We start from the raw sequence: 23,727 nt of genomic DNA on the forward strand, positions 1-23,727 counted from the left end.
TCTGAAAACATTTCCCAACCTGCCGCGCCAAGGACGGCAGGTCATTTCAAACCTAACCCGCACCCCTTGGCGGTGTACCGAAAAGAGTATATATGACTATGGAAAATTTTGCCCAGCTGCTGGAAGAAAGCTTTACCCTGCAAGAGATGAACCCAGGTGAAGTGATTACTGCCGAAGTAGTCGGCATCGATCAAAACTTCGTTACCGTTAACGCAGGTCTGAAATCAGAATCTCTGATTGATGTTGCTGAATTCAAAAACGCTCAGGGCGAGATTGAAGTTAAAGTTGGCGATTTCGTTACCGTTACCATCGAATCTGTTGAAAACGGCTTCGGCGAAACCAAACTGTCCCGCGAAAAAGCCAAACGCGCTGCCGACTGGATCGCTTTGGAAGAAGCTATGGAAAACGGCGACATCCTGTCCGGCGTTATCAATGGCAAAGTCAAAGGCGGCCTGACTGTTATGATCAACAGCATCCGCGCATTCCTGCCGGGTTCTTTGGTTGACGTACGTCCTGTAAAAGACACTTCTCACTTCGAAGGCAAAGAAATTGAATTCAAAGTGATCAAACTGGACAAAAAACGCAACAACGTCGTTGTGTCCCGCCGCGCTGTTCTGGAAGCTACTTTGGGCGAAGAACGCAAAGCCTTGCTGGAAAACCTGCAAGAAGGTTCAGTTATCAAAGGTATCGTTAAAAACATCACCGATTACGGTGCATTCGTTGACTTGGGCGGCATCGACGGTCTGTTGCACATCACCGACTTGGCATGGCGCCGTGTGAAACACCCAAGCGAAGTTTTGGAAGTTGGTCAAGAAGTAGAAGCCAAAGTTCTGAAATTCGACCAAGACAAACAACGCGTTTCCCTGGGTATGAAACAACTGGGCGAAGATCCTTGGAGCGGCCTGACCCGTCGTTACCCACAAGGTACCCGCCTGTTCGGTAAAGTATCCAACCTGACTGACTACGGTGCGTTCGTTGAAATCGAACAAGGCATCGAAGGTTTGGTACACGTTTCCGAAATGGATTGGACCAACAAAAACGTACACCCAAGCAAAGTTGTTCAACTGGGTGACGAAGTTGAAGTCATGATTTTGGAAATTGACGAAGACCGCCGCCGTATCTCTTTGGGTATGAAACAATGCCAAGCTAACCCTTGGGAAGAATTTGCCGCCAACCACAACAAAGGCGACAAAATCTCCGGCGCAGTTAAATCCATCACTGACTTCGGCGTATTCGTAGGTCTGCCTGGCGGTATCGACGGTCTGGTTCACTTGTCTGACCTGTCTTGGACTGAAGCCGGCGAAGAAGCTGTACGCAAATACAAAAAAGGCGAAGAAGTTGAAGCCGTTGTATTGGCCATCGACGTTGAAAAAGAACGCATCTCTTTGGGCATCAAACAACTGGAAGGTGATCCGTTCGGCAACTTCATCAGCGTAAACGACAAAGGCTCTTTGGTTAAAGGTTCTGTGAAATCTGTTGACGCCAAAGGTGCCGTAGTTGCTCTGTCTGAAGAAGTTGAAGGCTACCTGCCTGCTTCTGAATTCGCCGCTGACCGCGTTGAAGACCTGACTACCAAACTGAAAGAAGGCGACGAAGTTGAAGCCGTTATCGTTACCGTTGACCGCAAAAACCGCAGCATCCGTCTGTCTGTTAAAGCGAAAGACGCTAAAGAAAACCGCGAAGTGCTGAATTCAGTTAACGCCGCTGCAACTGCCAATGCCGGTACTACCAGCTTGGGCGACTTGCTGAAAGCCAAACTGTCCGGCGACCAAGAATAAGGTTGCAGACATGACGAAGTCTGAATTGATGGTTCGCCTCGCAGAAGTGTTTGCCGAAAAAAATGGCAACCAACTGCTGGCTAAAGATGTCGAATACAGTGTAAAAGTCTTGGTTGATACCATGACCCGCTCACTGGCTCGTGGACAACGTATCGAAATCCGCGGCTTCGGCAGCTTCGACTTGAACCACCGCCCTGCCCGTATCGGGCGCAACCCTAAAACCGGCGAACGTGTGGAAGTGCCTGAAAAACATGTTCCCCACTTCAAACCGGGTAAAGAGTTGCGTGAGCGTGTAGACTTGGCATTGCAAGAAAGTGCTCATTAATACTTAGTAGCAAAACGCCGCAGAAATGTGGCGTTTTTTTGTTTTTTCAAAAATACTAAAGCCAGCCCTTTTTACTTGCACTTTAATCGCACACTTTTCCAACTATATTGACAACAAAGCCTTTGCAAAAAACGCAGGCCGTCTGAAATCATTTATAATAGACCGACTATTCCATAATGAGAACATCATTCCGACTACTGTCCATATTATTGTGGATGATGTTTCGACTATCGCCAGCAAAACATAATAAAGGTTATACATGAGCAATAGAGACCAACTATTTACGCCACCGCCATTTGAAAACCACAGCCCATTGACTTGGTATCAGGCCGCCGCCGAACAACCCAACTTCATCCGTGACGAAGCACAAGCACGAGCCATTGAGTATTTGGATCGCTTATGGACCGAGCTGATGATGTTCAAACGCAAACGCAACCGTTTTCTCGGCCGCAGCCTGCGTTCCCCTCAAGTACCTAAAGGACTCTATTTTTATGGCGGTGTAGGACGCGGTAAAAGTTTCCTGATGGACGCTTTTTTTGGCTGTCTCCCTTATCGCCGTAAGCGCCGCGTGCATTTCCATGCCTTTATGGCCGAAATTCATCAAAGGCTGAAAGCTTTAAAGAGTGAAGCAAATCCTTTAAAAGCCGTTGCAGCAGAAATTGCCAAAGAAACACGCGTATTATGCTTTGATGAATTTCACGTCAGCGACATTGCCGATGCGATGATTTTAGGCCGTTTGTTGGAAAACCTGCTGAGCGAAGGTGTTGTTTTGGTGGCTACTTCCAACTACGCTCCATCCGAACTCTATCCTCAAGGCCAAAATCGCAGCAGCTTTCTGCCAACCATCGCCCTTATCGAATCTAATCTGACCGTTTTAAATGTGGATGGCGGCGAAGATTACCGATTGCGCACACTACGTCCTGCCGAAATTTTCTTTGTACCCAATAATGAAGAAAACGAGCAAAAACTGGCCGTTTTATTTAAAGAAATGAGCGGAATCTCTGAATTGAATCCGGGAATCAGCATTATTCATGGACGGGAAATTCCTCATAAAGCCCAGTCGGAACGCGCCATCTGGTTTGATTTCCGTGCATTGTGTTTCGGCCCGCGATCACAAGCCGACTATCTGTATTTGGCCGAACATTACGAGATGGTTTTTCTATCAGGATTGGAACGCCTGACCCCTCAAGAAAAAGCAGAAGCACGCCGTCTGACATGGTTGATTGACGTTTTATATGACTTCCGCGTGAAATTGTGCGCCACCAGTGCCGTTGGCGTAAACGATATTTATGTTGAAGGCGATTTTGCCGAAGAATTTACCCGTACAGCCAGCCGCATGGTCGAAATGCAGTCTGAAGTCTATTTGGAGCAACCGCACCTGACTTTAAGCAAATAATGCCTTTCCCAAAAAAGGGCGAAATTTGGTAAAATACACTCCCCTTGCCTTTGGGTTACGACAACTTACCTTTCAATAAAAACAAGGACATAATATGGCCATCGAACGTACGATTTCCATCATCAAACCCGATGCGGTAGAAAAAAACGTCATCGGCAAGATTTATAGCCGCTTTGAAGAAAACGGCCTGCGCATTATTGCGGCAAAAATGAAGCAGCTGTCTGAGCGCGAAGCAAAAGAGTTTTATGCCGTACATAAAGGCCGCCCTTTTTACGAAGACTTAGTTAAATTCATGACACGCAATCCCGTCATGATTCAAGTATTGGAAGGTGAAAACGCCGTTGCTAAAAATCGTGAATTGATGGGCGCAACCAATCCAGCTGATGCCGCTCCAGGCACAATCCGCGCCGACTTTGCAGAATCTGTCAGCGTCAATGCAGTGCACGGTTCTGACAGCGTGGAAAACGCTGCGATTGAAATTGCCTACTTCTTCAGCCAAAGCGAAATCTGCCCACGATAAAAGCAAAAAGCCTGTAGCCGCTTTACGGCCGTCCGATTCCATATCGGACGGCAAAAGTGCTTTGTATGCACTGCAAATGACAGGCCGTCTGAAACCCTTAAAGGCTTTTAAAGCAAAGCTGACCGATAAGCCTCTTTACTTTAAAAGCTTTATTGAGAAACATAAAAATACATGAAAACCAATCTACTGAATTACGATTTAAACGGACTGACGCAACACTTTGCCGAAATGGGTGAAAAACCTTTCCGCGCCAAGCAAGTCATGCGTTGGATACATCAAGCCGGTGCACAAAACTTTGAAGAAATGACTGATTTGGCCAAATCATTGCGCGCCAAGCTGAATGAACAAGCCACAATCGAAGTGCCTAAATTAATGATGGCACAAGAATCTACGGATGGCACACGCAAATGGTTGCTGGATGTCGGCACGGGCAACGGTGTAGAAACCGTTTTCATTCCCGAAGCCGAACGCGGCACTTTGTGCATCTCTTCCCAGGTAGGTTGCGCATTGGAATGCACCTTCTGCTCTACTGGACGACAAGGTTTCAACCGCAACCTGACTGCCGCAGAAATTATCGGCCAGCTTTGGTGGGCCAATAAAGCCATGGGCGTTACCCCTAAAAATGAACGCGTTATCTCCAACGTGGTGATGATGGGTATGGGCGAACCCATGGCAAACTTTGATAATGTTGTTACCGCTTTGAGCATTATGCTGGATGATCACGGCTATGGCTTGAGCCGCCGCCGCGTGACCGTTTCCACTTCGGGCATGGTTCCGCAAATGGACAGACTGCGCGATGCAATGCCTGTTGCTTTAGCAGTATCTTTACACGCCTCCAACGACGAAGTGCGCGATCAAATCGTTCCGCTGAATAAGAAATATCCGTTGAAAGAATTAATGGCGGCCTGTCAACGTTATCTGGTCAAAGCCCCCCGCGACTTTATTACCTTTGAATACGTTATGCTCGACGGCATCAACGACAAGGCCCAACACGCGCGCGAATTGATTGAATTGGTTAAAGACGTACCGTGCAAATTCAATCTGATTCCGTTCAACCCTTTCCCAAATTCCGGCTACGAACGTTCTACCAACGAGAATATCCGTATCTTCCGCGATATTCTGCAACAAGCCGGCTTTGTCGTTACTGTCCGCAAAACCCGCGGCGACGATATTGATGCCGCTTGCGGACAATTGGCCGGACAAGTACAAGATAAAACACGCCGCCAACAAAAATGGCAACAAATTTTGGTCGAACAATAAGGTTAATTATGAAAATCAAGTTCGGATTCGCTTTACTTACCGCACTGACTCTTTCTGCCTGCGCATCCTCTTCCGGACCAAGCCCCAAAGAACGTGCCATTCAGGTTTCCAATATCAAAACCCAGCTTGCCGTGGAATATATGCGCGGCCAAAACTACCGCCAAGCTACCGAAAGTATCGAAGAGGCACTTAAATTCAATTCAAAAAACGATATTGCTTGGCTGGTACGCGCTGAAATATATCAATATCTGAAGGTCCGCGATAAAGCTCAGGAAAGCTTTCTTAAAGCATTGTCTTTAAAACCGGATAGTGCGGAAGTTAACAACAATTACGGTTGGTTCTTATGCAATCAAATGAATGCACCTGCCGAATCTATGGCTTATTTTGATAAAGCACTGGCCGACCCGACCTACCCGAGTCCCTTTATTGCCAATATGAATAAAGGCATTTGCAGCGCAAGGTTAGGCCAATACTCTTTGGCTCAAGCCTATTTGGAAAGGTCTTTGGCAGCCAATCCACAATTCTTCCCTGCTTTCAAAGAGCTTGCCCGAACCAAAATGATGGCAGGCAATCTGAACGATGCCGACTATTATTTCCGCCAATACCAAAGCAAAGTCGATGTCCTGCAGGCTGACGATTTGCTTTTAGGCTGGCGTTTGGCTACCGCCTTGGGCAATAAACACGCCGCATACGAATACGAAGCCCAACTTAGGGCAAACTTCCCTTATTCAGACGAACTACAAACTGTTACAACAGGCCACTAAATGGAAAATAACGATAAAATCAACTACGACACACAAGCCGCCAAAACACTGGGGGATGAATTACGCAAGCACAGAACTGATGCCAAAATCGATATTGAAGATGTTGCTTCACGTTTAAAACTGTCTGCCGAACAAATTGATGCCTTGGAAAAAGGGGAATATTCAAATTTTCCGGGCCTTGTCTTCGTCTCAGGCTATCTTCGTTCATATGCACGATTCCTCAAAATCGATGAACAAACCATCACCAAACATTTGCACTCGATTACTCCGCAACTTGAAGACCATGTATATGCAGTAACACGCAGCACCAACAGCGGCTTAAGCTACGAAGATGCTGAAAAACAGGGTTTCCCTAAATGGATATTGGGTGCAGCCGCATTGGCTTTAGCAATAGGCGGTGTTTACTTTTGGCAAAGTAAATCCAGCTATGAAAACGAACAGGCAAATATTCAAAACAGCAAAGATGTTGCCGATACGATGAAAACGCCTGCTTTGAAAACGGATAATGTTGCCGTTAGCGAAATGACCGAAGATGGCAAAAAAGAAATTACCAATAAGCCTGAAGCAGCCAATGAACAAGCAGCTTCAGCAGCTTCTGCCGTTGTAGAAGAAAAACCTGCCGTCAAAGTCGAAAAAGACGAACTGTGGATTAAAGTCCAATACCGAAGCAATCTGATTATTGCAGACAAAGATGGAAAAGTAGTATTCAGCCGCATTGTTCCGGCCGGAAGCGAACATCGTCTGAGAGGCGGTGCGCCTTATAATGTTTGGATCGGTATTGCAGCCGGTTCGGAAGCCAATTACGGCGGCACACCAATCGAGCCTTTAAAACACCGTGTTGCCGGTGAAAAATCCGCCTCTTTTGTTGCAGGAAAAAACTAAAATGACCACACCTAAACGCCGTCTGACACATCAAGTACAAATCGATCATCTCATCGTCGGTTCGGATGCGCCCGTCGTTGTGCAATCTATGACCAATACCGACACCGCAGATGCAGAAGTAACCGCCCGACAGGTCAAAGAGTTGAGCGATGCCGGATCGGAAATGGTACGCATCACGGTCAATACTCCGGAAGCGGCTTCGAAAGTCGCCGAAATCCGCAGCCGCTTAGACGATATGGGTTATACCACGCCCCTGATCGGCGACTTCCATTTCAATGGCGAACGCTTATTGGCTGAATTTCCCGAGTGCGGCAAAGCCCTGTCTAAATACCGCATCAACCCGGGCAATGTCGGCAAAGGCGCAAAAGGCGATGAGAAATTTGCCTTTATGATTCGTACAGCGGCAGAAAACAATAAAGCCGTACGCATCGGCGTGAACTGGGGTTCGCTTGATCAAAGCCTTGCCAAGCGCATGATGGATGCCAACTTGGCCTCTGCCACACCGAAGCCGCCTGAAGAAATCATGAAAGAAGCTTTGATTGTTTCGGCGCTGGAGTCGGCAGAAAAAGCCGTAGCTTTGGGTTTACCCGAAGACAAAATCATTTTGTCGTGTAAGGTCAGCGCCGTACAAGACTTGATTCAGGTTTACCGCGAATTGGGCAGCCGTTGCCGCTATCCGCTCCATCTCGGTCTGACCGAGGCTGGCATGGGTAGCAAAGGTATTGTGGCATCTACCGCTGCCTTGGCTGTATTGCTGCAAGAAGGCATCGGCGACACCATTCGAATCTCCCTAACCCCCGAGCCCGGCAGTTCGCGTACTCAGGAAGTCATTGTCGGTCAGGAAATCCTGCAAACCATGGGCTTGCGTTCCTTTACACCAATGGTTACCGCCTGCCCGGGCTGCGGCCGTACCACCAGTACCGTATTCCAAGAATTGGCGCAAGACGTACAAAACTATTTGCGTCAAAAAATGACTGTTTGGCGCACTGAGTATCCAGGCGTTGAATCATTGAACGTTGCCGTAATGGGTTGCGTAGTCAATGGCCCGGGCGAAAGCAAGCTTGCCGATATCGGTATCAGTCTGCCAGGCACTGGAGAGACACCGGTTGCGCCGGTTTATGTAGACGGCGAACGCAAAGTGACCCTCAAAGGCGACAATATCGCTGCCGAGTTTTTACAAATCGTTGAAGATTATGTCAAAACCAACTACTGCGAAGGTGGCGCAAAACATAAGCAAAACCGTGTCATTCCGATTCAGTCTGCCTAAAACATTATCAAGATAAAGAGGCCGTCTGAAAATATGTTGGGCAAACTGGATACTTGGCTGACAGAGCATCCCAAACGCAAGGATTTGCATGGTTGGCGACGCTTTATCGTTGAATTTTGGTTTTTCGGTTTGAAAGAAGCACGAGCCTGCTTATTTGCAGGCTTGTTTTTCATTGCCATGTTTCTTATTCCGAAAACAGGTTGGCTGGGAATTTCGCGCTATGACCTGCTGCTGATTTTTGCCGTCTCCGTGCAAGCAACCATGCTGTATTTCAAGCTGGAAACTTGGGACGAAGTGAAATCGATTACATTGTTTCACTTGGTCGGCTTTGCTTTAGAGTGGTTCAAGACATCAGGCGGTATCCAATCCTGGAGCTATCCAGAAGAAGCATATACCAAAATCGGCGGCGTACCGCTGTTTGCGGGCTTTATGTATGCCGCGGTCGGCAGCTATATTATCCAAGCATGGCGGCTGTTTGACCTCAAAATCAAAAGCCATCCGCCATATTGGTTGGGCACTTTGTGCGCGCTGGCGATTTATATCAATTTCTTTACCCATCACTACATCGGCGACTATCGCTGGTATCTTGCAGCCTTTGCCCTCGGCCTATACGCCCGGACGACAGTCTTGTACACGCCCTATGACACCACTCGCAAAATGCCGCTCCTGCTCGCTTTTGTCCTGATTGGATTTTTCATTTGGCTGGCGGAAAATTTAGGAACTTTATTCGGTGTTTGGCGCTATCCCAACCAAATCGGCGCGTGGGCATCGGTACACATCAGCAAATGGAGCTCATGGGCTTTACTGGTGATGATGACTTTTACCATCGTTGCGAATTTAAAACATATTAAACATACCATCAGCGTATCAAAAGATTAATTGTTCAACATATATAAAAAGGCCGTCTGAAACTTTCAGACGGCCTTTCATTTTCAACAATCAATTAAACAAACTTAAGGCTTTCACAAACACCATAATGACGCCGTAGCCCAAAGGAATGCAGACCAAAGCCCAGCGCCACCACACCCCGATACCGCCCGCTGATACTTTTTTACTAATCAGATAGGCATCGGATACAGCGGTTTCATCATCGGGATTACGGCTATGGGCCGCTACTTTAATGTCTTTCTCGTGATGCTTTTCATGAACCGAACGGACACTCAAGTTACACAGCAAACCGACAATCAACAAACCCGCCATGATGTACATGGTAATGCTATAAGCCTCGGCAGCCGGAACACCGCTTTCAATTTGACTTTGGCGGATATAGTTAACCAATACCGGGCCAATAACGGCAGCAGTTGACCATGCCAGCAAAATCCTGCCGTGGATTGCACCGACTTGATAAGTGCCGAACAAATCCTTCAAATAAGCCGGAATGGCTGCAAAACCACCGCCATACATGGAAATAATGACGCAGAAACCAATGACAAACAAAGCCTTGTTACCGCTTCCGCCAATAGACGGAATGGCAAAATACAACAGCGAGCCGAGCACGAAGAAAATGGTATAAGTATTTTTACGGCCGATTTTATCGGACACACTGGACCACAAAAAGCGGCCGCCCATATTAAACAGGCTCAACAGGCTCACAAAACCTGCCGCCGCGCCCGCACCAATGGCCGCTTGTTTTCCCACAGACGCCTCGGAAAACAGCTCCTGAATCATGACGGAAGCCTGTCCTAACACACCAATACCGGCCGTTACATTCAAACACAACACCCAGAACAAGAGCCAGAATTGCGGCGTTTTCATGGCTTGTGAGACATTGACATGATTGCTGCTGACCAATTTGCTTTTGTTTTTCGGCGCAACATAACCTTTAGGTTTCCAGCCATCGGCAGGTACTCGGATCGTAAACGCGCCGAACATCATCAACACCAAATAAAACAACCCTAAAACCACAAAAGTCTGTGCAACGCCAACCGAAGTTTCACTGGAGAAAAAACTCATCAGCGATACCGACAAAGGCGAGGCCAACATCGCGCCGCCGCCAAAACCCATAATCGCCAAGCCTGTCGCCATGCCCGGTTTATCGGGAAACCATTTCATCAAAGTCGATACAGGCCCGATATAGCCCAAGCCCAAACCAATCCCGCCAATCACGCCGTTGCCCAAATAAAGCAAAAACAGATTATGCGTATGGACGCCGATTGCCGACACAAAAAAGCCCAAACTAAAACAGCAGGCGGCAACAAACATCGCCTTACGCGGACCAACTCGCTCCATCCAAGTACCAAACATGGCCGCAGACGCGCCCAACATCGCCAAGGCAATACTGAAAATCCAACCCACCGTGGTCAGCTTCCAATCTCCGGCAGCCGACTCAGTGATACCGATAAGCTTGGTTAAAGGCGCATTGAACACGGAATAAGCGTATATCTGCCCGATGGCAAGATGCACAGCCAAAGCGGCAGGCGGTACCAGCCAACGATTAAAGCCGGGTTTGGCAATGGTCGCCTCACGGTCTAAAAACTTCATAAAATCCTCTTATCTTATGTATGTCAAACGCTGATTCCATATCATATGGAATCGAAAAATTGTTAACAATATTGTAACATTAATCTCCCATTTTCCTTTTTGTCCGCTCCATGATAATTTTGCGCATCAGGCAGAAAAAACATTCATCTAAACCATTTTCCTCATCCAATATCAACAAAAAGGCCGTCTGAAAATCTTTCAGACGGCCTTTTCATTCATATCGTTTTATGCGGCGAAGCGTTTGGCAACTTCATCCCAGTTAACGATTTCCCAAAAACCTTTCAGGTAATTAGGACGGCTGTTGCGGTAGTCGATGTAGTAGGCGTGTTCCCATACGTCGCAAGTCAACAGCGGAGTATTTTCAGTAGTCAGCGGAGTACCTGCATTGGAAGTAGAAACCAGTTCCAATTCGCCGGCAGGCGTTTTCACCAACCATGCCCAACCGGAACCGAAAGTACCGGCCGCGCAGGCATTGAATGCTTCTTGGAATTTCTCGAAGCTGCCCCATTTGGCGTCGATGGCCGCAGCCAACTCACCGGCAGGTTTGCCTTGGCCTTTAGGGGTAAAGCCCAGCCAGTAGAAAGTGTGGTTCCAAGTTTGGGCAGCGTTGTTGAACATACCGCCGGAAGATTTTTTTACGATTTCTTCCAAAGGCATTTCTTCAAACTCAGTGCCTTTGATTTGATTATTCAAATTGGTGATGTAGGTTTGATGGTGTTTGCCGTAGTGGAACTCCAAAGTTTCTTTGGTCAGATGTGGGGACAATGCGTCCAGTTCATAAGGCAGTTGTGGCAGCTTATGTTCCATTTTTGTGCTCCTGATTGTTGATATTTATATTTTGGTAGTGTGCGTCGTCATATTGACAACATGACTATTTTACCTGCTTTAGCCTAAACAAACCAATTGAACTTACACTGCGTTATAATAGCGGATTACAATTTTCCAGCCAGAGATGCCCGTCATGAGCAATTATTCCGACATACCGTCTGAAGACCGTGAAATCAGCGCATTATCCTTGCCGCCGCATTCCACAGAAGCGGAGCAATCCGTTTTGGGCGGCCTGATGCTGGAAAATTCGGCTTGGGACCGTATTGCCGATGTCGTTTCCGGTGAAGATTTCTACCGCCACGAACACCGCCTGATTTTTCGTGCCATTGCCAACCTGATTAACGAAAGCCGCCCTGCCGACGTCATTACCGTTCAAGAAAGTTTGGAACGCAATGAAGAATTGGAAGCGGCAGGCGGATTCAACTATCTGATTACGCTGGCGCAAAACACGCCATCCGCTGCCAATATCCGCCGCTACGCCGAAATCGTGCGCGAACGTTCCATCATGCGCCAGCTTGCCGAAGTCGGCACGGAAATTGCACGCAGCGCCTACAATCCGCAAGGGCGCGATGCAGGACAGCTTTTGGACGAGGCAGAAAACAAAGTATTCCAAATTGCCGAAAGTACCGCCAAATCCAAACAAGGCTTCCTTGAGATGCCCGATCTTTTGAAAGAAGTGGTCGAGCGCATCGATATGCTTTATTCGCGCGACAATCCTGACGAAGTAACCGGCATATCGACAGGTTTTATCGACCTCGACAAAAAAACATCAGGCCTCCAACCGGGTGATTTGATTATCGTCGCAGGCCGTCCGTCTATGGGTAAAACCGCCTTTTCGATCAATATTGCCGAACACGTTGCCGTAGAGGGCAAGCTACCTGTCGCCGTATTCTCGATGGAGATGGGCGGTGCGCAGCTGGTTATGCGTATGCTGGGTTCAGTCGGACGTTTGGATCAAAGCGTTTTGAAAACCGGCAGATTGCAAGACGAACACTGGGGCCGTCTGAACGAAGCGGTCGTTAAACTTTCCGATGCACCCATGTATATCGATGAAACTCCGGGTTTGACCGCGCTCGAACTGCGCGCCCGCGCCCGTCGCCTTGCGCGCCAGTTCAACGGCAAATTGGGGTTGATCGTCATCGACTACCTGCAATTGATGTCAGGCTCCGGCCGTTCTGACAACCGCGCTTCCGAGCTTGGCGAAATTTCCCGCTCCCTCAAAGCATTGGCCAAAGAATTGCAAGTTCCCGTCATTGCCCTGTCGCAGTTGAGCCGTACCGTTGAACAGCGTACCGACAAACGCCCGATGATGTCCGATTTGCGTGAATCCGGCGCAATCGAACAAGATGCCGACTTGATTATGTTCATGTATCGTGATGAATACTACAACTCAGAATCACCCGCAAAAGGCTTGGCGGAATGTATTATCGGCAAACACCGTAACGGTCCCGTCGGGAAAGTATTCCTCACTTGGATGGGTCAATTTACCAAATTTGATAATGCTGCCTATATTCCAGAATCCATGTTGATGGAAGATTGAGACAGGTTATCTGAAAAACTAACCGAATTTCATATTTTATTAGTCACGCATTCCAAAATCGTTTAGAATAAATCCAATAAAAGCAAAAGCATTGCCACAAGCAAATGCAAAAAGAGAAAACGTCGGTTACCCCAACACATTACTACCCAAAAATCACTCATGTATCAGACACAAAAAGGCTTCACCCTAATTGAGTTGCTGATCGTCATTACTATTGCAGCAGTAATGGCCGTCATCGCATTCCCAAATATGAATCAATGGATTGCCTCCAGACGTGCGGCATCGCAAGCAGAGCAAATTGCCAATCTGCTGCGTTTCGCGCGAAATGAGGCCGTCCGTCTCAATCTTCCCGTTTACATCTGCCCGGTCAAAATCAAATCCGATGGCTCGCCCAATAATGGTTGCGATTCCAAATATGCCGGTAATGGTATGTTGGCCTACGCCGATAAAAACGGAGATTCCAACTATAAAAACGATACAGTCGATTTATCCGTCCGCTCCATTATCCTTAATGGGGATACCGACAAAGTGGAATACAGCTTCAACTATATCCCTATCGGCAATGACCGTTCCGCCCTCTCGACCTCAGCTTCAAAAGAAGTCTGGTGGAGATTCCTGCCCAATGGTACATTTGGCCATTCAACCGATGGCAAGAATTATCAATTTTCAGACGGCCACATCAAAATCAGCCTGACGGATAAATCCGCCGCCGATGCTGAAACCAAGAAAGCCCGTGCTACCGTACTTTTGATCAATGGCAATGGGCATGTCGAAATCTGTGCTAAAAACGATGAGCGCAAAATATGTGAATACTCTTCCAAATAATAACAACGGTATCTTATGAACATTACTAATCCTACTCATCTCAGATCATTTAAAGGCCGTCTGAAAACGAGCTCAACAAGCTTTACCCCAAAACTTCAATCAGGCATGACCCTGATTGAAGTTTTGATTGCCATGTTTGTCCTTGCCATCGGTGTGCTCGCCCTTCTGGCTGTTCAATTGCGTACAGTATCCAACGTGCGTGAGTCTGAAAATCAAACCACCGTCGCCCAAATTACGCAAAATCTAATCGAAGGCATGCTTATCAATCCGACGCTCTCTGAAGAAACCGATACTGCAGGCGACAAAACCTCCCGTTATAAAAAATCCTACGATGCTTACATCACATCAAGCTCTGAACAGCTGAAAGACTCAAAGCAAACTACAGAATTTAAAGACAAAATGACAAAAGCGCAACTTGCGCAAGCTCAAATTGCACAGTTTAAAGCCGATTTAGCCAAAGCCCTTCCCGAAGCCCAAATTTTCGCGACCATCTGCAAAGACTCTTCCGGTGTAGAGCCGACTTACGAAAAGGGGTTTAACGCAAAATGCGATGGCAAAGGCGACACAACCATCGTGAAAGTTTTATGGTTGCAAGATGTCGAAGAAGAGAATACTTCAAAAAATCTCAACACATTGGGGCATCACGTTGTCTATACCTACCAATCACGCGTAAGAGACTAACAATGAACAATAAACGCTTACTCAACCATATTCCCAATAAAACCGCCATTCGCGGTTTCAGCATCCTTGAATTTCTGGTTGCCAGCCTGCTCAGTATGATCGTCTTAATGGCGGTCAGCTCCACCTACTTTACTGCACGCGGATTAAACAAATCTGCCAACGCCCGCATCGGTATCCAACAAGATTTGCGCAACGCCGCCAACATGATTGTCCGCGATGCGCGTATGGCAGGCAATTTCGGCTGCTTCAATATGTCGAATTTTCCTGCCTCTGCAGTAACAGAAGACAAAAGCTCAGATGAATACACATTGAAAACGGCTGGTGTGAATAATCTGTTACCGATTAAAGAAATCAATAAATTAGGCTATGCAGGCTTTGCTCAAACCGGCAAAGCCCTGCTGTTTCAATATGGAATCGACAAAGCAAACCCTGCTGCGAAAACTGCCATTGTCAGTAGCTGCTCAGGCATTGCGAAGCCTCAAACAGAAATTAAAGATTTGGATGCGGCAAAAACGGCTTTGAAAATGACCGACTCTGATCAAAACGGCAGTATCGCCATCATGAAACATGAAATGATTGCCTACGCTGTCGGTAAACTTGGCGAAGAGAGCGGTTTGTTCCGTTTCCAATTATCAAATGATGGCTCATGGGGTAATCCGCAGCTGCTGATTAAAGGCATCACTGCTATGGATATCCACTATATCTATGCAGAATGTCCTCATTCTGAAAATGCCTCTGCCAGCGGAGTCAATACAGAATCCTTTGATTACAAAACCGCATTGGATAGCTCAGCTGAGGCTAAGTCTCCGGCTTCTATCCAAATCGTACTGAATAACGGCAGTATCGACCCATCGAAAGAACAAGACAATAAAGTCGATATCTACAATATTAATGCCACCATCCGCGGAGGAAACGTATGCGCCGACCGATCACTCTAATCAAACCTGACCGGCAGCAGGGCTATGCTTTGTTTATCGTTTTAATGATGATGGTCGTCATCGCCCTGCTCGTGGTTACAGCCACCCAGTCCTACAATACCGAACAGCGTATCAGCACCAACGATGCCGACCGCAAACTGGCAACCACCTTGGCCGAAGCCGCATTGCGTGAAGGTGAAAATCAAATTTTTGATATTGAAGGGAAAAAGACTAATTTTACCAAAGAGTGTAAAGATGGTTTTTGCGCCACACCTCACGTGAAATCTGACAGCGAAGCCATCGAAGAAACCGCTACTGAAGATGCCTGGAAAAGAAAATGTGATAAAAATCAAAATCTTTGCATCGATACCAACGGTAAAGAATACTCTCTAGGTAAAAATAGCGGCATTGCAAAAAATCCCCGCTACATTATCGAATATTTAGGTAAAACTACTGAGGGTCGAATTACCTACCGCGTTACTGCCAAAGCATGGGGTAAGAATGCCAATACCCAAGTCGTCCTTCAGTCTTACGTTGCCAGCGAATAATATAATGAATACCACCTCTACCCAACAACTAGGCTTTACGCTGGTTGAGATGATGATTGCCGTCGCCATCTTAGCCATCCTAAGCATCATTGCCATTCCCTCTTACAACCGCTACATTGAACGCGGCTACCAATCACAAGCGCATGCCGAGTTAGTCGCCATCAATTCTGCTTTTAAAAACCAGATGGTTAAAAATCCAAAGTGGAAAACTGATGAAATTAAAACCAAGTTGGATGACTTTATCTCCTCATATAAAGGTCATAAAGATTTGGCAGACAAATACCAATACTCTGCCGAAATGATTGATGCCAATAAAAGCCGAGCCTATCGTTTGAAAGCCATACCCATCAAAACAGGCTATACCCTTTCCGTTTGGATGGATAGTTTGGGCAATGCTTACAAATGTACTGATATTGATTCTGCCAAAGATTCCAAAACTACAATGACCAATGGCAAAGGTTGCGAATCGGTTTCTAAAAAGAAATCTTCTTAGTCTGACAAAAATAAAAAGCAGTGTCATCTTACTGACACTGCTTTTTTTATTTTACTGCTTCCAATCATCGTCTCGGCGTTGGCGTTTCAACAAAATCCTGACTGCGCCATCATTGCCTTGTCGAGGCTCGACATAAGCCAACACATCAGGATGCTGCATCAACCAGCGGCGCGTCATATTTTTCAAAACCGGTTTATAGCCTGCCGAACCCAAGCCACTGCCGTGGACAATCTCGCCGCAAACGCCGCGTTTTTTCGTAAACTCGATAAACTCGTTCAATACCTGCTGCGCCTCTTCCTGCGTATAGCCGTGCAAATCTACATCCGCCACCACAGGATAATGGCCGTTTCGCAAACGCATCAAATCATTTTTACCCTGTCCATTTTTACTGAACGAAGCCGGCGGTTCTTCCCAGCCGCCGCTGCCCACATAAAAATAATCTTCCTGCTCTAAAGTCGCCATTTCTTTAGGTCGCGGTTTGATAGGCGATTTATCGCGGGGCTGTTCATAATAGTTGCCGGCATTTTTCAACGGCGTAACCTTACCAACCGCCTTACTGAAATCCACATCTTCCGCCTGCTTTTTAGCCTTCGCTTCCGCTTCCCGCTCCGCAGCTTCCTTTTTCGCCTGTTTGCCCAAAGCCTTCAGTGTTTCTTGAAAGTTTGCCGTCATGGTTTGTCCTTTCCAAAAAATTGATTGCATACATTATAGCAAACCCGATTACAAGGCCGTCTGAAAGACTCTTATCATCGCACCTTGTTTAGGGTATAGTATTGTCGCCTTGTCAGTCTTACAAAGAGAAAAATCATGTTTAAACGCCCGGAAGAAATTATTGTTTTGGTACTTGCCCTATTATGGGTCGCACTCAGCTACTACTTCGCCGCCATCCTGATTTCAGATGCCTACACCATCCTCCTGATTACCGTATTGACCTTTATTTGGGCAATTGCATGCTTCTTCTTGTGGCAACGCAACTTAAGCCGTCATATTTGGCCGCTGTTTCTCGGCAGCCTGGTTGCCTGCTGGTGGCCTTACTTCACTTGGCTTGCAAGCGACGTTCCCGAAGGCACATGGTATTCGGGCTGGACATTCAAATCCATTATCGCCCTGATTCCCGTTATTGCCGCTTATGTCTTCAAGTGGAAACGGAGCCGGAAAAACAAAATTTCCAATACCCTCGCCTGATACCTTACGCCGTCTTTTCAGACGGCGTTTTCCATATCTGACATAGCGCTCAGACTGTCAACAATTCCAATAAAATGCTATACTCTTCACACGATTTAACACCCTAAAACAGGCCGTCTGAAAGACTTATCAAGATGATCAGCAAACAAGAATACCAAGCACAAGCCGCACAAGGTTACAACCGCATTCCACTCGTTCAAGAGCTGCTTGCCGATTTGGATACACCGCTCTCAATCTACCTCAAACTAGCCAACAAGCCTTTCACCTACCTGCTCGAATCCGTTGTCGGTGGCGAACGCTTCGGCCGCTATTCCTTCATCGGCCTGCCTTGCAGCCACTATCTCAAAACCAGCGGCAAACATGTCGATGTATATCAAAACGGCGAAATCGTCGAACAACACGACGGCAATCCCCTACCCTTTATCGAAGCCTTCCACAACCGCTTCAAAACGCCCGAAATCCCAAGCCTGCCGCGCTTTACCGGCGGCCTGGTCGGCTATTTCGGTTATGAAACCATCTACAATTTCGAACATTTTTCCCACCGCCTGAAACATACGGCCAAAGCCGATCCGCTCGGTACGCCCGACATCCTCCTGATGCTCTCGCAAGAATTGGCGGTTATCGACAATTTGAGCGGCAAAATCCACCTCATCGTTTACGCCGATCCCTCGCAGCCCGACGGCTACGAACGCGCGCGCGAACGTCTTGAAGACATCCGTACCCAGTTGCGCCAAAGTTGCGCCATCCCACTTTCCCTCGGCAGCAAACAAACCCAAGCAGTCAGCGAATTTGGCGAAGAACCTTTCAAAGCCTGCGTCAACAAAATCAAAGACTACATCTTTGCAGGCGACTGCATGCAGGTTGTCCCCAGCCAACGCATGAGCATGGAATTTACCGACAATCCGCTTGCCCTCTACCGCGCCCTGCGTACGCTGAACCCATCGCCGTATATGTTCTACTACGATTTCGGCGATTTCCATATTGTCGGCTCTTCGCCCGAAATCCTCGTCCGCCGCGAACGCGACGACGTCATCGTCCGCCCTATCGCCGGCACGCGCCTGCGCGGCAAAACACCAGCAGAAGACCTTGCCAACGAACAAGACCTGCTGAGCGACGCCAAAGAAATTGCCGAACACGTCATGTTGATTGACTTAGGACGAAACGACGTCGGCCGCATCAGCAAAACCGGCGAAGTCAAAGTCACTGACAAAATGGTAATTGAAAAATACTCCCATGTGATGCACATCGTTTCCAACGTCGAAGGCCGTCTGAAAGAGGGCATCACCAACATGGACATCCTCGCCGCCACGTTCCCCGCCGGCACACTCTCCGGCGCCCCCAAAGTCCGCGCCATGGAGATCATCGAAGAAGTCGAACCGAGCAAACGCGGCATCTACGGCGGCGCAGTCGGCGTATGGAGTTTCAACAACGACATGGACTTGGCCATTGCCATCCGCACTGCCGTGATTAAAAACAATACTCTCTTCGTCCAAAGCGGCGCAGGCGTAGTTGCCGACTCCGACCCAACATCCGAATGGCAGGAAACCCAAAACAAAGCTCGGGCAGTAATCCGCGCAGCGCAAATGGTGCAAGAAGGATTGGATAAATAATTTTCAGACGGCCTGCGCTCTGAAATGACTAAAAAATAAGATTATGATACTCAACGAAAAACAACTAAAATCCATCAGCAAATTCCTCAGCTTTATCTTACGCCATCATCCCGAGCAAATCGGTATTACTTTGGATAAAGACGGTTGGGTGGATATTGATACCCTACTGACGCAGGTAAACCATCCTGAACGTGGCTTTACGGGCAATCCGCTGACCTATGAAGTATTGCTGGAAGTGGTCGAAAACAACGATAAAAAACGGTTTACCCTTTCTGAGGACGGCAAACGCATCCGCGCGGCGCAAGGTCATTCGACGGCACAAGTTCAGGTCGAACACAAAGTGGCAACGCCTCCTCAGATTTTGTATCACGGTACGGCTGAACGCTCTGTTCCGTCTATTTTGGAACAAGGCCTACATTCTGCCTCGCGCCATTTTGTTCATCTGTCTGCCGATGCTGAAACAGCCGTTAAAGTCGGCTCCCGTCACGGCAAGCCGGTTGTATTGACCATCGACACTGTCGCCATGCTTGCGGCAGGACATCAATTTTATTTGGCAGACAACGGCGTATGGTTAATTGAAAACGTTCCGCCGCAATTTATCGGCAAACTTTAAAACATCAGGCCGTCTGAAGCCATAAACCATGTTCAGACGGCCCGCAAACACCCTACCCAATTTATTCATAAAGCGATTATCCATGAACACATCCCCCATCCTCCCTCCTGCCATGCTCGGCATCCTCGGCGGCGGACAATTAGGCAGAATGTTTACTGTTGCTGCCAAAACCATGGGCTACAAAGTAACCGTACTCGATCCCGACCCGAACGCGCCGGCAGCGGAATTTGCCGACCGCCATTTGTGCGCGCCGTTTGATGATGAAGCAGCTTTGGAAGAATTGACAAAATGCGCGGCAGTTACGACCGAGTTTGAAAACGTCAATGCTGACGCGATGCGTTTTCTCGCCAAACACACCAATGTTTCCCCCAGCGGCGACTGCGTTGCCATCGCGCAAAACCGCATTCAGGAAAAGGCATGGATACGCAAAGCAGGCCTGCAAACCGCGCCGTATCAAGCAGTTTGCAAAGCCGAAGACATCACTGAAGAAAGCGTACAATTTCTGCCCGGCATCCTGAAAACGGCTACTTTGGGCTATGACGGCAAAGGCCAAATCCGTGTCAAAACGGTGGACGAACTCAAAGCCGCATTTGCCGAACACGGCGGCGTGGATTGCGTTTTGGAAAAAATGGTGGATTTGCGCGGCGAAATTTCCGTTATCGTATGCCGTCTGAACAATGATAACGTGCAAACCTTCGACCCTGCCGAAAACATTCACGAAAACGGCATCCTCGCCTACTCCATCGTCCCTGCCCGACTGAGTGCCGACATTCAGCAACAGGCGCGGCAAATGGCGCAGCGTTTGGCCGATGAATTGAACTACGTCGGCGTATTGGCGGTAGAAATGTTTGTTGTCGGCGATACACATGAATTGGTCGTCAACGAAATCGCGCCGCGTCCGCACAACTCCGGCCACCATACCATCGACGCCTGCGCGGCAGACCAATTTCAGCAACAGGTCCGCCTGATGTGCAACCTGCCTCCGGCTGACACTAAATTGCTGAGTTCTTGCTGTATGGCGAATATTTTGGGCGACGTTTGGAAGGAAGACGGCGGCGAACCCGAATGGCTGCCGCTGCAAAGCAACCTGAACGCACATCTGCATCTTTACGGTAAAAAAGCCGCGCGCAAAGGCCGAAAAATGGGCCACTTCACCGTTTTGGCCAACGATGCGGACAACGCGTTCCAAACCGCACAAACCTTGCATCAAAGCCTGTAACCTTACCCACTTTTTTCAGACGGCCTTTGATTGCCAAAGGCCGTCTGAAATTAATTTTTCCGACCATCTGCCATGAGCCTTCTGACCATCCTCCGTCCGGCAACCGAAAAAGACTGCCAAGCCATACACAACGCCCATCTGCATGCCGTTCAATACGCCTGCATCCGCAGTTACGACGAAACCATTATGCACGCATGGGAAAGTCTGCTCGACATCAACAGCTATTTGGAAACCATCTCCGATAAAAACAAAGCCTTGTGGGTGGTCGAATACAAGGGGCTGATTCAAGGCTTCTTCCAAGTCGATTTTAAAGAAGCGCAACTGGACGCCTTATACGTCCATCCGCTCTTCCACAATCTCGGCTTGGGTACGGCCCTGCTCAGCCGCGCCGAAGAAATGGCCCGAAATGCAGGCCTCAGCTTTCTCAAACTGTATGCCTCGCTCAATTCCGTGCCTTTCTATCGGCTCAACCGTTATGAATCGCTCGGTACTGCCGTGTTGCAACTGAACAAAACCGTCCGCGTCGAATGCGAATTGATGCGCAAATACCTGTAATTTCCCCTTCCGCCGTTGCTTTTTTGAAAGAAACCGATGTCCCGAATTGCCGCCCTGCCCGACCATCTCGTCAACCAAATCGCCGCCGGCGAAGTGGTCGAACGCCCTGCCAACGCCTTGAAAGAAATTGTTGAAAACAGTATCGATGCAGGCGCGACGGCGATTGATGTCGAGCTGGCAGGCGGCGGCATCCGCCTGATCCGCGTCAGCGACAACGGCAGCGGTATCCATCCGGACGACATCAAGCTTGCGCTCCACCGCCACGCCACCAGCAAAATCAAAACCTTAAACGATTTGGAACACGTTGCCAGCATGGGCTTTCGCGGCGAAGGCTTGGCCAGTATCGCCTCCGTCAGCCGCCTGACCCTGACCAGCCGTCAAGACAGCAGCGCGCACGCGACCCAAGTTAAAGCCGAAGACGGCAAACTCAGCAGCCCCACCGCCGCCGCCCACCCCGTCGGCACCACCATCGAAGCCGCCGAACTCTTCTTCAACACACCGGCAAGACGCAAGTTTCTCAAATCCGAAAACACCGAATACGCCCATTGCGCCACCATGCTCGAACGCCTCGCGCTGGCGCATCCGCACATTGCCTTCTCACTCAAACGCGACGGCAAACCAGTATTCAAACTGCCTGCACAAAGCCTGCACGAACGTATTGCCGCCATTGTCGGCGATGATTTTCAGACGGCCTCGTTGGAAATTGACAGCAGTAATGGTGCGCTAAGGCTCTATGGCGCGATTGCCAAGCCGACTTTCGCCAAAGGCAAAACCGACAAACAATACTGCTTCGTCAATCATCGTTTTGTCCGCGACAAAGTTATGCTCCATGCCGTCAAGCAGGCATACCGCGACGTTTTGCACAACGCGCTGACGCCTGCTTTCGTCCTCTTTCTCGACCTGCCGCCCGAAGCCGTGGATGTCAACGTCCACCCAACCAAAACCGAAATCCGCTTCCGCGACAGCCAGCAGGTGCACCAACTCGTGTTCCACACGCTCAACAAAGCCCTTGCCGACACGCGTGCCGACTTGACCGAAAGCGTCAGCAATGCAGGCGAAGTGTTGCATGACATTACCGGCGTTACGCCTGCATCAATGCCGTCTGAAAACAACAACGAAAATCTGTTTGATGGCGCATCCAACTACCCGACAGGCAACAAATCCGACACACGCAATGCCTTTGGTTCATCAGGCAAAACCGCGCCCATGCCTTACCAAGCCGCGCGCGCGCCGCAACAACGCAGCCTGTCCCTGCGCGAAAGTCGCGCGGCAATGAATACTTACGCCGAGCTCTACAAAAAAACCGACGACATCGACCTAGAGTTGAGCCAATTCGAGCAGGCACGTTTCGGCAATATGCCGTCTGAAATGCCTACTCCCAAAACAGATACGCTGCTTTCAGACGGCCTTCCATCACAATCCGAACTGCCGCCGCTCGGCTTTGCCATTGCCCAATTATTAGGCATCTACATCCTTGCCCAAGCCGAAGACAGCCTGTTGCTCATCGATATGCACGCTGCCGCCGAACGCGTCAACTACGAAAAAATGAAACGCCAACGTCAGGAAAACGGCAGCCTGCAAAGCCAACGCCTGCTTATTCCCGTAACCTTTGCCGCATCCCACGAAGAATGCGCCGCCCTCGCCGATCATGCCGAAACGCTGGCAGGCTTCGGGCTGGAACTGTCCGACATGGGCGGCAATACCCTTGCCGTCCGCGCAGTTCCCGCCATGCTCGGCAAAGCCGACGTCGTTTCGCTCGCCAAAGATGTATTGGGCGAACTCGCCCAAGTCGGCAGCAGCCAAACCATCGAAGAACACGAAAACCACATCCTCGCCACCATGTCCTGCCACGGCTCCGTCCGCGCCGGCCGCCAACTTACCCTGCCGGAAATGAACGCTCTCCTGCGCGACATGGAAAATACGCCACGCAGCAACCAGTGCAACCACGGCCGTCCGACTTGGGTCAAACTGACTTTAAAAGAATTGGATGCGTTGTTTTTACGTGGACAGTAACGCCGATAAAAAGGCCGTCTGAAACTA

At 48.7% G+C, this 23,727-nt stretch carries 24 protein-coding genes; 21 read left to right on the plus strand and 3 right to left on the minus strand.

All coding sequences use genetic code 11. The features are described 5' to 3' along the window. Positions 1-92 precede the first annotated feature (92 nt). The 9 genes from rpsA to HMPREF2596_RS07435 all read left to right on the plus strand — a co-directional run bounded on the left by rpsA (position 93) and on the right by HMPREF2596_RS07435 (position 9,071). Positions 93-1,778 (plus strand): 30S ribosomal protein S1, encoded by a 1,686-nt coding sequence (gene rpsA / locus HMPREF2596_RS07390; RefSeq protein ID WP_114139670.1) that lies wholly within the window; start codon positions 93-95, stop codon positions 1,776-1,778. Positions 1,779-1,788: 10 nt separating this feature from the next. Next, complete coding sequence (locus HMPREF2596_RS07395; RefSeq protein WP_003678992.1) at positions 1,789-2,103, plus strand: integration host factor subunit beta; 315 nt, start codon at positions 1,789-1,791, stop codon at positions 2,101-2,103. 259 nt (positions 2,104-2,362) lie between these two features. Further along, positions 2,363-3,499, plus strand: a complete 1,137-nt coding sequence (zapE, locus tag HMPREF2596_RS07405) for a cell division protein ZapE (RefSeq protein WP_070850576.1) — start codon at positions 2,363-2,365, stop codon at positions 3,497-3,499. A gap of 94 nt (positions 3,500-3,593) precedes the next feature. Then, the gene (gene ndk / locus HMPREF2596_RS07410) at positions 3,594-4,019 is read left to right on the plus strand and encodes a nucleoside-diphosphate kinase (RefSeq protein WP_003747024.1); all 426 of its coding nucleotides are present in this window, start codon (positions 3,594-3,596) and stop codon (positions 4,017-4,019) included. A 171-nt stretch (positions 4,020-4,190) separates the two neighbouring features. Continuing rightward, positions 4,191-5,279, plus strand: a complete 1,089-nt coding sequence (gene rlmN / locus HMPREF2596_RS07415; RefSeq protein WP_036490631.1) for a dual-specificity RNA methyltransferase RlmN — start codon at positions 4,191-4,193, stop codon at positions 5,277-5,279. An 8-nt stretch (positions 5,280-5,287) separates the two neighbouring features. Continuing rightward, positions 5,288-6,043 carry a type IV pilus biogenesis/stability protein PilW gene (pilW, locus tag HMPREF2596_RS07420; protein ID WP_003683469.1) on the plus strand — a complete coding sequence of 252 codons (756 nt, stop codon included), beginning with the start codon at positions 5,288-5,290 and terminating at the stop codon, positions 6,041-6,043. Beyond that, complete coding sequence (locus HMPREF2596_RS07425; protein WP_070850577.1) at positions 6,044-6,925, plus strand: helix-turn-helix domain-containing protein; 882 nt, start codon at positions 6,044-6,046, stop codon at positions 6,923-6,925. A gap of 1 nt (position 6,926) precedes the next feature. After that, positions 6,927-8,192 carry a flavodoxin-dependent (E)-4-hydroxy-3-methylbut-2-enyl-diphosphate synthase gene (gene ispG / locus HMPREF2596_RS07430; RefSeq protein WP_070850578.1) on the plus strand — a complete coding sequence of 422 codons (1,266 nt, stop codon included), beginning with the start codon at positions 6,927-6,929 and terminating at the stop codon, positions 8,190-8,192. 33 nt (positions 8,193-8,225) lie between these two features. Next, complete coding sequence (locus HMPREF2596_RS07435) at positions 8,226-9,071, plus strand: DUF817 domain-containing protein (protein WP_070850579.1); 846 nt, start codon at positions 8,226-8,228, stop codon at positions 9,069-9,071. A 60-nt stretch (positions 9,072-9,131) separates the two neighbouring features. On the opposite strand, the gene HMPREF2596_RS07440 is transcribed toward HMPREF2596_RS07435, so the two are convergent. Next, on the minus strand, positions 9,132-10,673 hold the full coding sequence (locus HMPREF2596_RS07440) for an L-lactate MFS transporter (protein WP_003747033.1): 1,542 nt from the start codon (positions 10,671-10,673) through the stop codon (positions 9,132-9,134). 225 nt (positions 10,674-10,898) lie between these two features. Next, positions 10,899-11,480, minus strand: coding sequence for a superoxide dismutase (locus tag HMPREF2596_RS07445; RefSeq protein WP_070850580.1), 582 nt, complete (start codon positions 11,478-11,480; stop codon positions 10,899-10,901). A gap of 154 nt (positions 11,481-11,634) precedes the next feature. On the opposite strand from HMPREF2596_RS07445, the gene dnaB reads away from it, so the two are divergent. The 6 genes from dnaB (at position 11,635) to HMPREF2596_RS07475 (ending at position 16,505) form a co-directional block, all read left to right on the plus strand. Next, the gene (gene dnaB, locus HMPREF2596_RS07450; protein ID WP_070850581.1) at positions 11,635-13,041 is read left to right on the plus strand and encodes a replicative DNA helicase; all 1,407 of its coding nucleotides are present in this window, start codon (positions 11,635-11,637) and stop codon (positions 13,039-13,041) included. 159 nt (positions 13,042-13,200) lie between these two features. After that, positions 13,201-13,866 (plus strand): GspH/FimT family pseudopilin, encoded by a 666-nt coding sequence (locus tag HMPREF2596_RS07455; protein ID WP_070850582.1) that lies wholly within the window; start codon positions 13,201-13,203, stop codon positions 13,864-13,866. A gap of 15 nt (positions 13,867-13,881) precedes the next feature. Further along, a complete protein-coding gene (gene pilV, locus HMPREF2596_RS07460; protein ID WP_210401071.1) occupies positions 13,882-14,547 on the plus strand; it encodes a type IV pilus modification protein PilV in 666 nt (221 codons plus the stop codon). A gap of 2 nt (positions 14,548-14,549) precedes the next feature. Next, complete coding sequence (locus tag HMPREF2596_RS07465; protein ID WP_070850584.1) at positions 14,550-15,485, plus strand: PilW family protein; 936 nt, start codon at positions 14,550-14,552, stop codon at positions 15,483-15,485. Continuing rightward, positions 15,464-16,012 carry a pilus assembly PilX family protein gene (locus HMPREF2596_RS07470; protein WP_070850585.1) on the plus strand — a complete coding sequence of 183 codons (549 nt, stop codon included), beginning with the start codon at positions 15,464-15,466 and terminating at the stop codon, positions 16,010-16,012. The genes HMPREF2596_RS07465 and HMPREF2596_RS07470 overlap by 22 nt, the downstream gene beginning before the upstream one ends. A 4-nt stretch (positions 16,013-16,016) precedes the next feature. Further along, a complete protein-coding gene (locus tag HMPREF2596_RS07475) occupies positions 16,017-16,505 on the plus strand; it encodes a PilX family type IV pilin (protein ID WP_070850586.1) in 489 nt (162 codons plus the stop codon). A gap of 51 nt (positions 16,506-16,556) precedes the next feature. On the opposite strand, the gene HMPREF2596_RS07480 is transcribed toward HMPREF2596_RS07475, so the two are convergent. Next, positions 16,557-17,177, minus strand: coding sequence for a Smr/MutS family protein (locus HMPREF2596_RS07480; RefSeq protein ID WP_036490614.1), 621 nt, complete (start codon positions 17,175-17,177; stop codon positions 16,557-16,559). A 135-nt stretch (positions 17,178-17,312) separates the two neighbouring features. Here HMPREF2596_RS07480 and HMPREF2596_RS07485 point away from each other — a divergent pair, with 135 nt between their 5' ends. The 6 genes from HMPREF2596_RS07485 to mutL all read left to right on the plus strand — a co-directional run bounded on the left by HMPREF2596_RS07485 (position 17,313) and on the right by mutL (position 23,700). Continuing rightward, positions 17,313-17,690 (plus strand): hypothetical protein, encoded by a 378-nt coding sequence (locus HMPREF2596_RS07485; RefSeq protein ID WP_070850587.1) that lies wholly within the window; start codon positions 17,313-17,315, stop codon positions 17,688-17,690. Positions 17,691-17,824: 134 nt separating this feature from the next. Then, positions 17,825-19,300 carry an anthranilate synthase component I gene (gene trpE, locus HMPREF2596_RS07490; RefSeq protein ID WP_070850588.1) on the plus strand — a complete coding sequence of 492 codons (1,476 nt, stop codon included), beginning with the start codon at positions 17,825-17,827 and terminating at the stop codon, positions 19,298-19,300. A gap of 43 nt (positions 19,301-19,343) precedes the next feature. Then, positions 19,344-19,913, plus strand: coding sequence for an RNA 2'-phosphotransferase (locus HMPREF2596_RS07495; RefSeq protein WP_070850589.1), 570 nt, complete (start codon positions 19,344-19,346; stop codon positions 19,911-19,913). Positions 19,914-19,995: 82 nt separating this feature from the next. Continuing rightward, positions 19,996-21,132: a 5-(carboxyamino)imidazole ribonucleotide synthase gene (locus HMPREF2596_RS07500; RefSeq protein WP_070850590.1), complete on the plus strand. Its 1,137-nt coding sequence runs from the start codon at positions 19,996-19,998 to the stop codon at positions 21,130-21,132. A 72-nt stretch (positions 21,133-21,204) separates the two neighbouring features. Further along, on the plus strand, positions 21,205-21,687 hold the full coding sequence (locus HMPREF2596_RS07505; protein WP_003747064.1) for a GNAT family N-acetyltransferase: 483 nt from the start codon (positions 21,205-21,207) through the stop codon (positions 21,685-21,687). 36 nt (positions 21,688-21,723) lie between these two features. Further along, entirely contained in the window at positions 21,724-23,700 is a 1,977-nt protein-coding gene (gene mutL / locus HMPREF2596_RS07510; protein ID WP_070850591.1) for a DNA mismatch repair endonuclease MutL, read from the plus strand. Positions 23,701-23,727: the final 27 nt, after the last annotated feature.

Origin of the sequence: Neisseria sp. HMSC078C12 (assembly GCF_001838065.1) — a bacterium.
Lineage (GTDB): Bacteria > Pseudomonadota > Gammaproteobacteria > Burkholderiales > Neisseriaceae > Neisseria.

Bases quoted from the DNA above. Each gene is read 5' to 3' on its own strand.
- rpsA (WP_114139670.1), top strand. From the start codon at position 93: ATGACTATGGAAAATTTTGCCCAGCTGCTGGAAGAAAGCTTTACCCTG.
- HMPREF2596_RS07395 (WP_003678992.1), top strand. From the start codon at position 1,789: ATGACGAAGTCTGAATTGATGGTTCGCCTCGCAGAAGTGTTTGCCGAA.
- zapE (WP_070850576.1), top strand. From the start codon at position 2,363: ATGAGCAATAGAGACCAACTATTTACGCCACCGCCATTTGAAAACCAC.
- ndk (WP_003747024.1), top strand. From the start codon at position 3,594: ATGGCCATCGAACGTACGATTTCCATCATCAAACCCGATGCGGTAGAA.
- rlmN (WP_036490631.1), top strand. From the start codon at position 4,191: ATGAAAACCAATCTACTGAATTACGATTTAAACGGACTGACGCAACAC.
- pilW (WP_003683469.1), top strand. From the start codon at position 5,288: ATGAAAATCAAGTTCGGATTCGCTTTACTTACCGCACTGACTCTTTCT.
- HMPREF2596_RS07425 (WP_070850577.1), top strand. From the start codon at position 6,044: ATGGAAAATAACGATAAAATCAACTACGACACACAAGCCGCCAAAACA.
- ispG (WP_070850578.1), top strand. From the start codon at position 6,927: ATGACCACACCTAAACGCCGTCTGACACATCAAGTACAAATCGATCAT.
- HMPREF2596_RS07435 (WP_070850579.1), top strand. From the start codon at position 8,226: ATGTTGGGCAAACTGGATACTTGGCTGACAGAGCATCCCAAACGCAAG.
- HMPREF2596_RS07440 (WP_003747033.1), bottom strand. From the start codon at position 10,673: ATGAAGTTTTTAGACCGTGAGGCGACCATTGCCAAACCCGGCTTTAAT.
- HMPREF2596_RS07445 (WP_070850580.1), bottom strand. From the start codon at position 11,480: ATGGAACATAAGCTGCCACAACTGCCTTATGAACTGGACGCATTGTCC.
- dnaB (WP_070850581.1), top strand. From the start codon at position 11,635: ATGAGCAATTATTCCGACATACCGTCTGAAGACCGTGAAATCAGCGCA.
- HMPREF2596_RS07455 (WP_070850582.1), top strand. From the start codon at position 13,201: ATGTATCAGACACAAAAAGGCTTCACCCTAATTGAGTTGCTGATCGTC.
- pilV (WP_210401071.1), top strand. From the start codon at position 13,882: ATGAACATTACTAATCCTACTCATCTCAGATCATTTAAAGGCCGTCTG.
- HMPREF2596_RS07465 (WP_070850584.1), top strand. From the start codon at position 14,550: ATGAACAATAAACGCTTACTCAACCATATTCCCAATAAAACCGCCATT.
- HMPREF2596_RS07470 (WP_070850585.1), top strand. From the start codon at position 15,464: ATGCGCCGACCGATCACTCTAATCAAACCTGACCGGCAGCAGGGCTAT.
- HMPREF2596_RS07475 (WP_070850586.1), top strand. From the start codon at position 16,017: ATGAATACCACCTCTACCCAACAACTAGGCTTTACGCTGGTTGAGATG.
- HMPREF2596_RS07480 (WP_036490614.1), bottom strand. From the start codon at position 17,177: ATGACGGCAAACTTTCAAGAAACACTGAAGGCTTTGGGCAAACAGGCG.
- HMPREF2596_RS07485 (WP_070850587.1), top strand. From the start codon at position 17,313: ATGTTTAAACGCCCGGAAGAAATTATTGTTTTGGTACTTGCCCTATTA.
- trpE (WP_070850588.1), top strand. From the start codon at position 17,825: ATGATCAGCAAACAAGAATACCAAGCACAAGCCGCACAAGGTTACAAC.
- HMPREF2596_RS07495 (WP_070850589.1), top strand. From the start codon at position 19,344: ATGATACTCAACGAAAAACAACTAAAATCCATCAGCAAATTCCTCAGC.
- HMPREF2596_RS07500 (WP_070850590.1), top strand. From the start codon at position 19,996: ATGAACACATCCCCCATCCTCCCTCCTGCCATGCTCGGCATCCTCGGC.
- HMPREF2596_RS07505 (WP_003747064.1), top strand. From the start codon at position 21,205: ATGAGCCTTCTGACCATCCTCCGTCCGGCAACCGAAAAAGACTGCCAA.
- mutL (WP_070850591.1), top strand. From the start codon at position 21,724: ATGTCCCGAATTGCCGCCCTGCCCGACCATCTCGTCAACCAAATCGCC.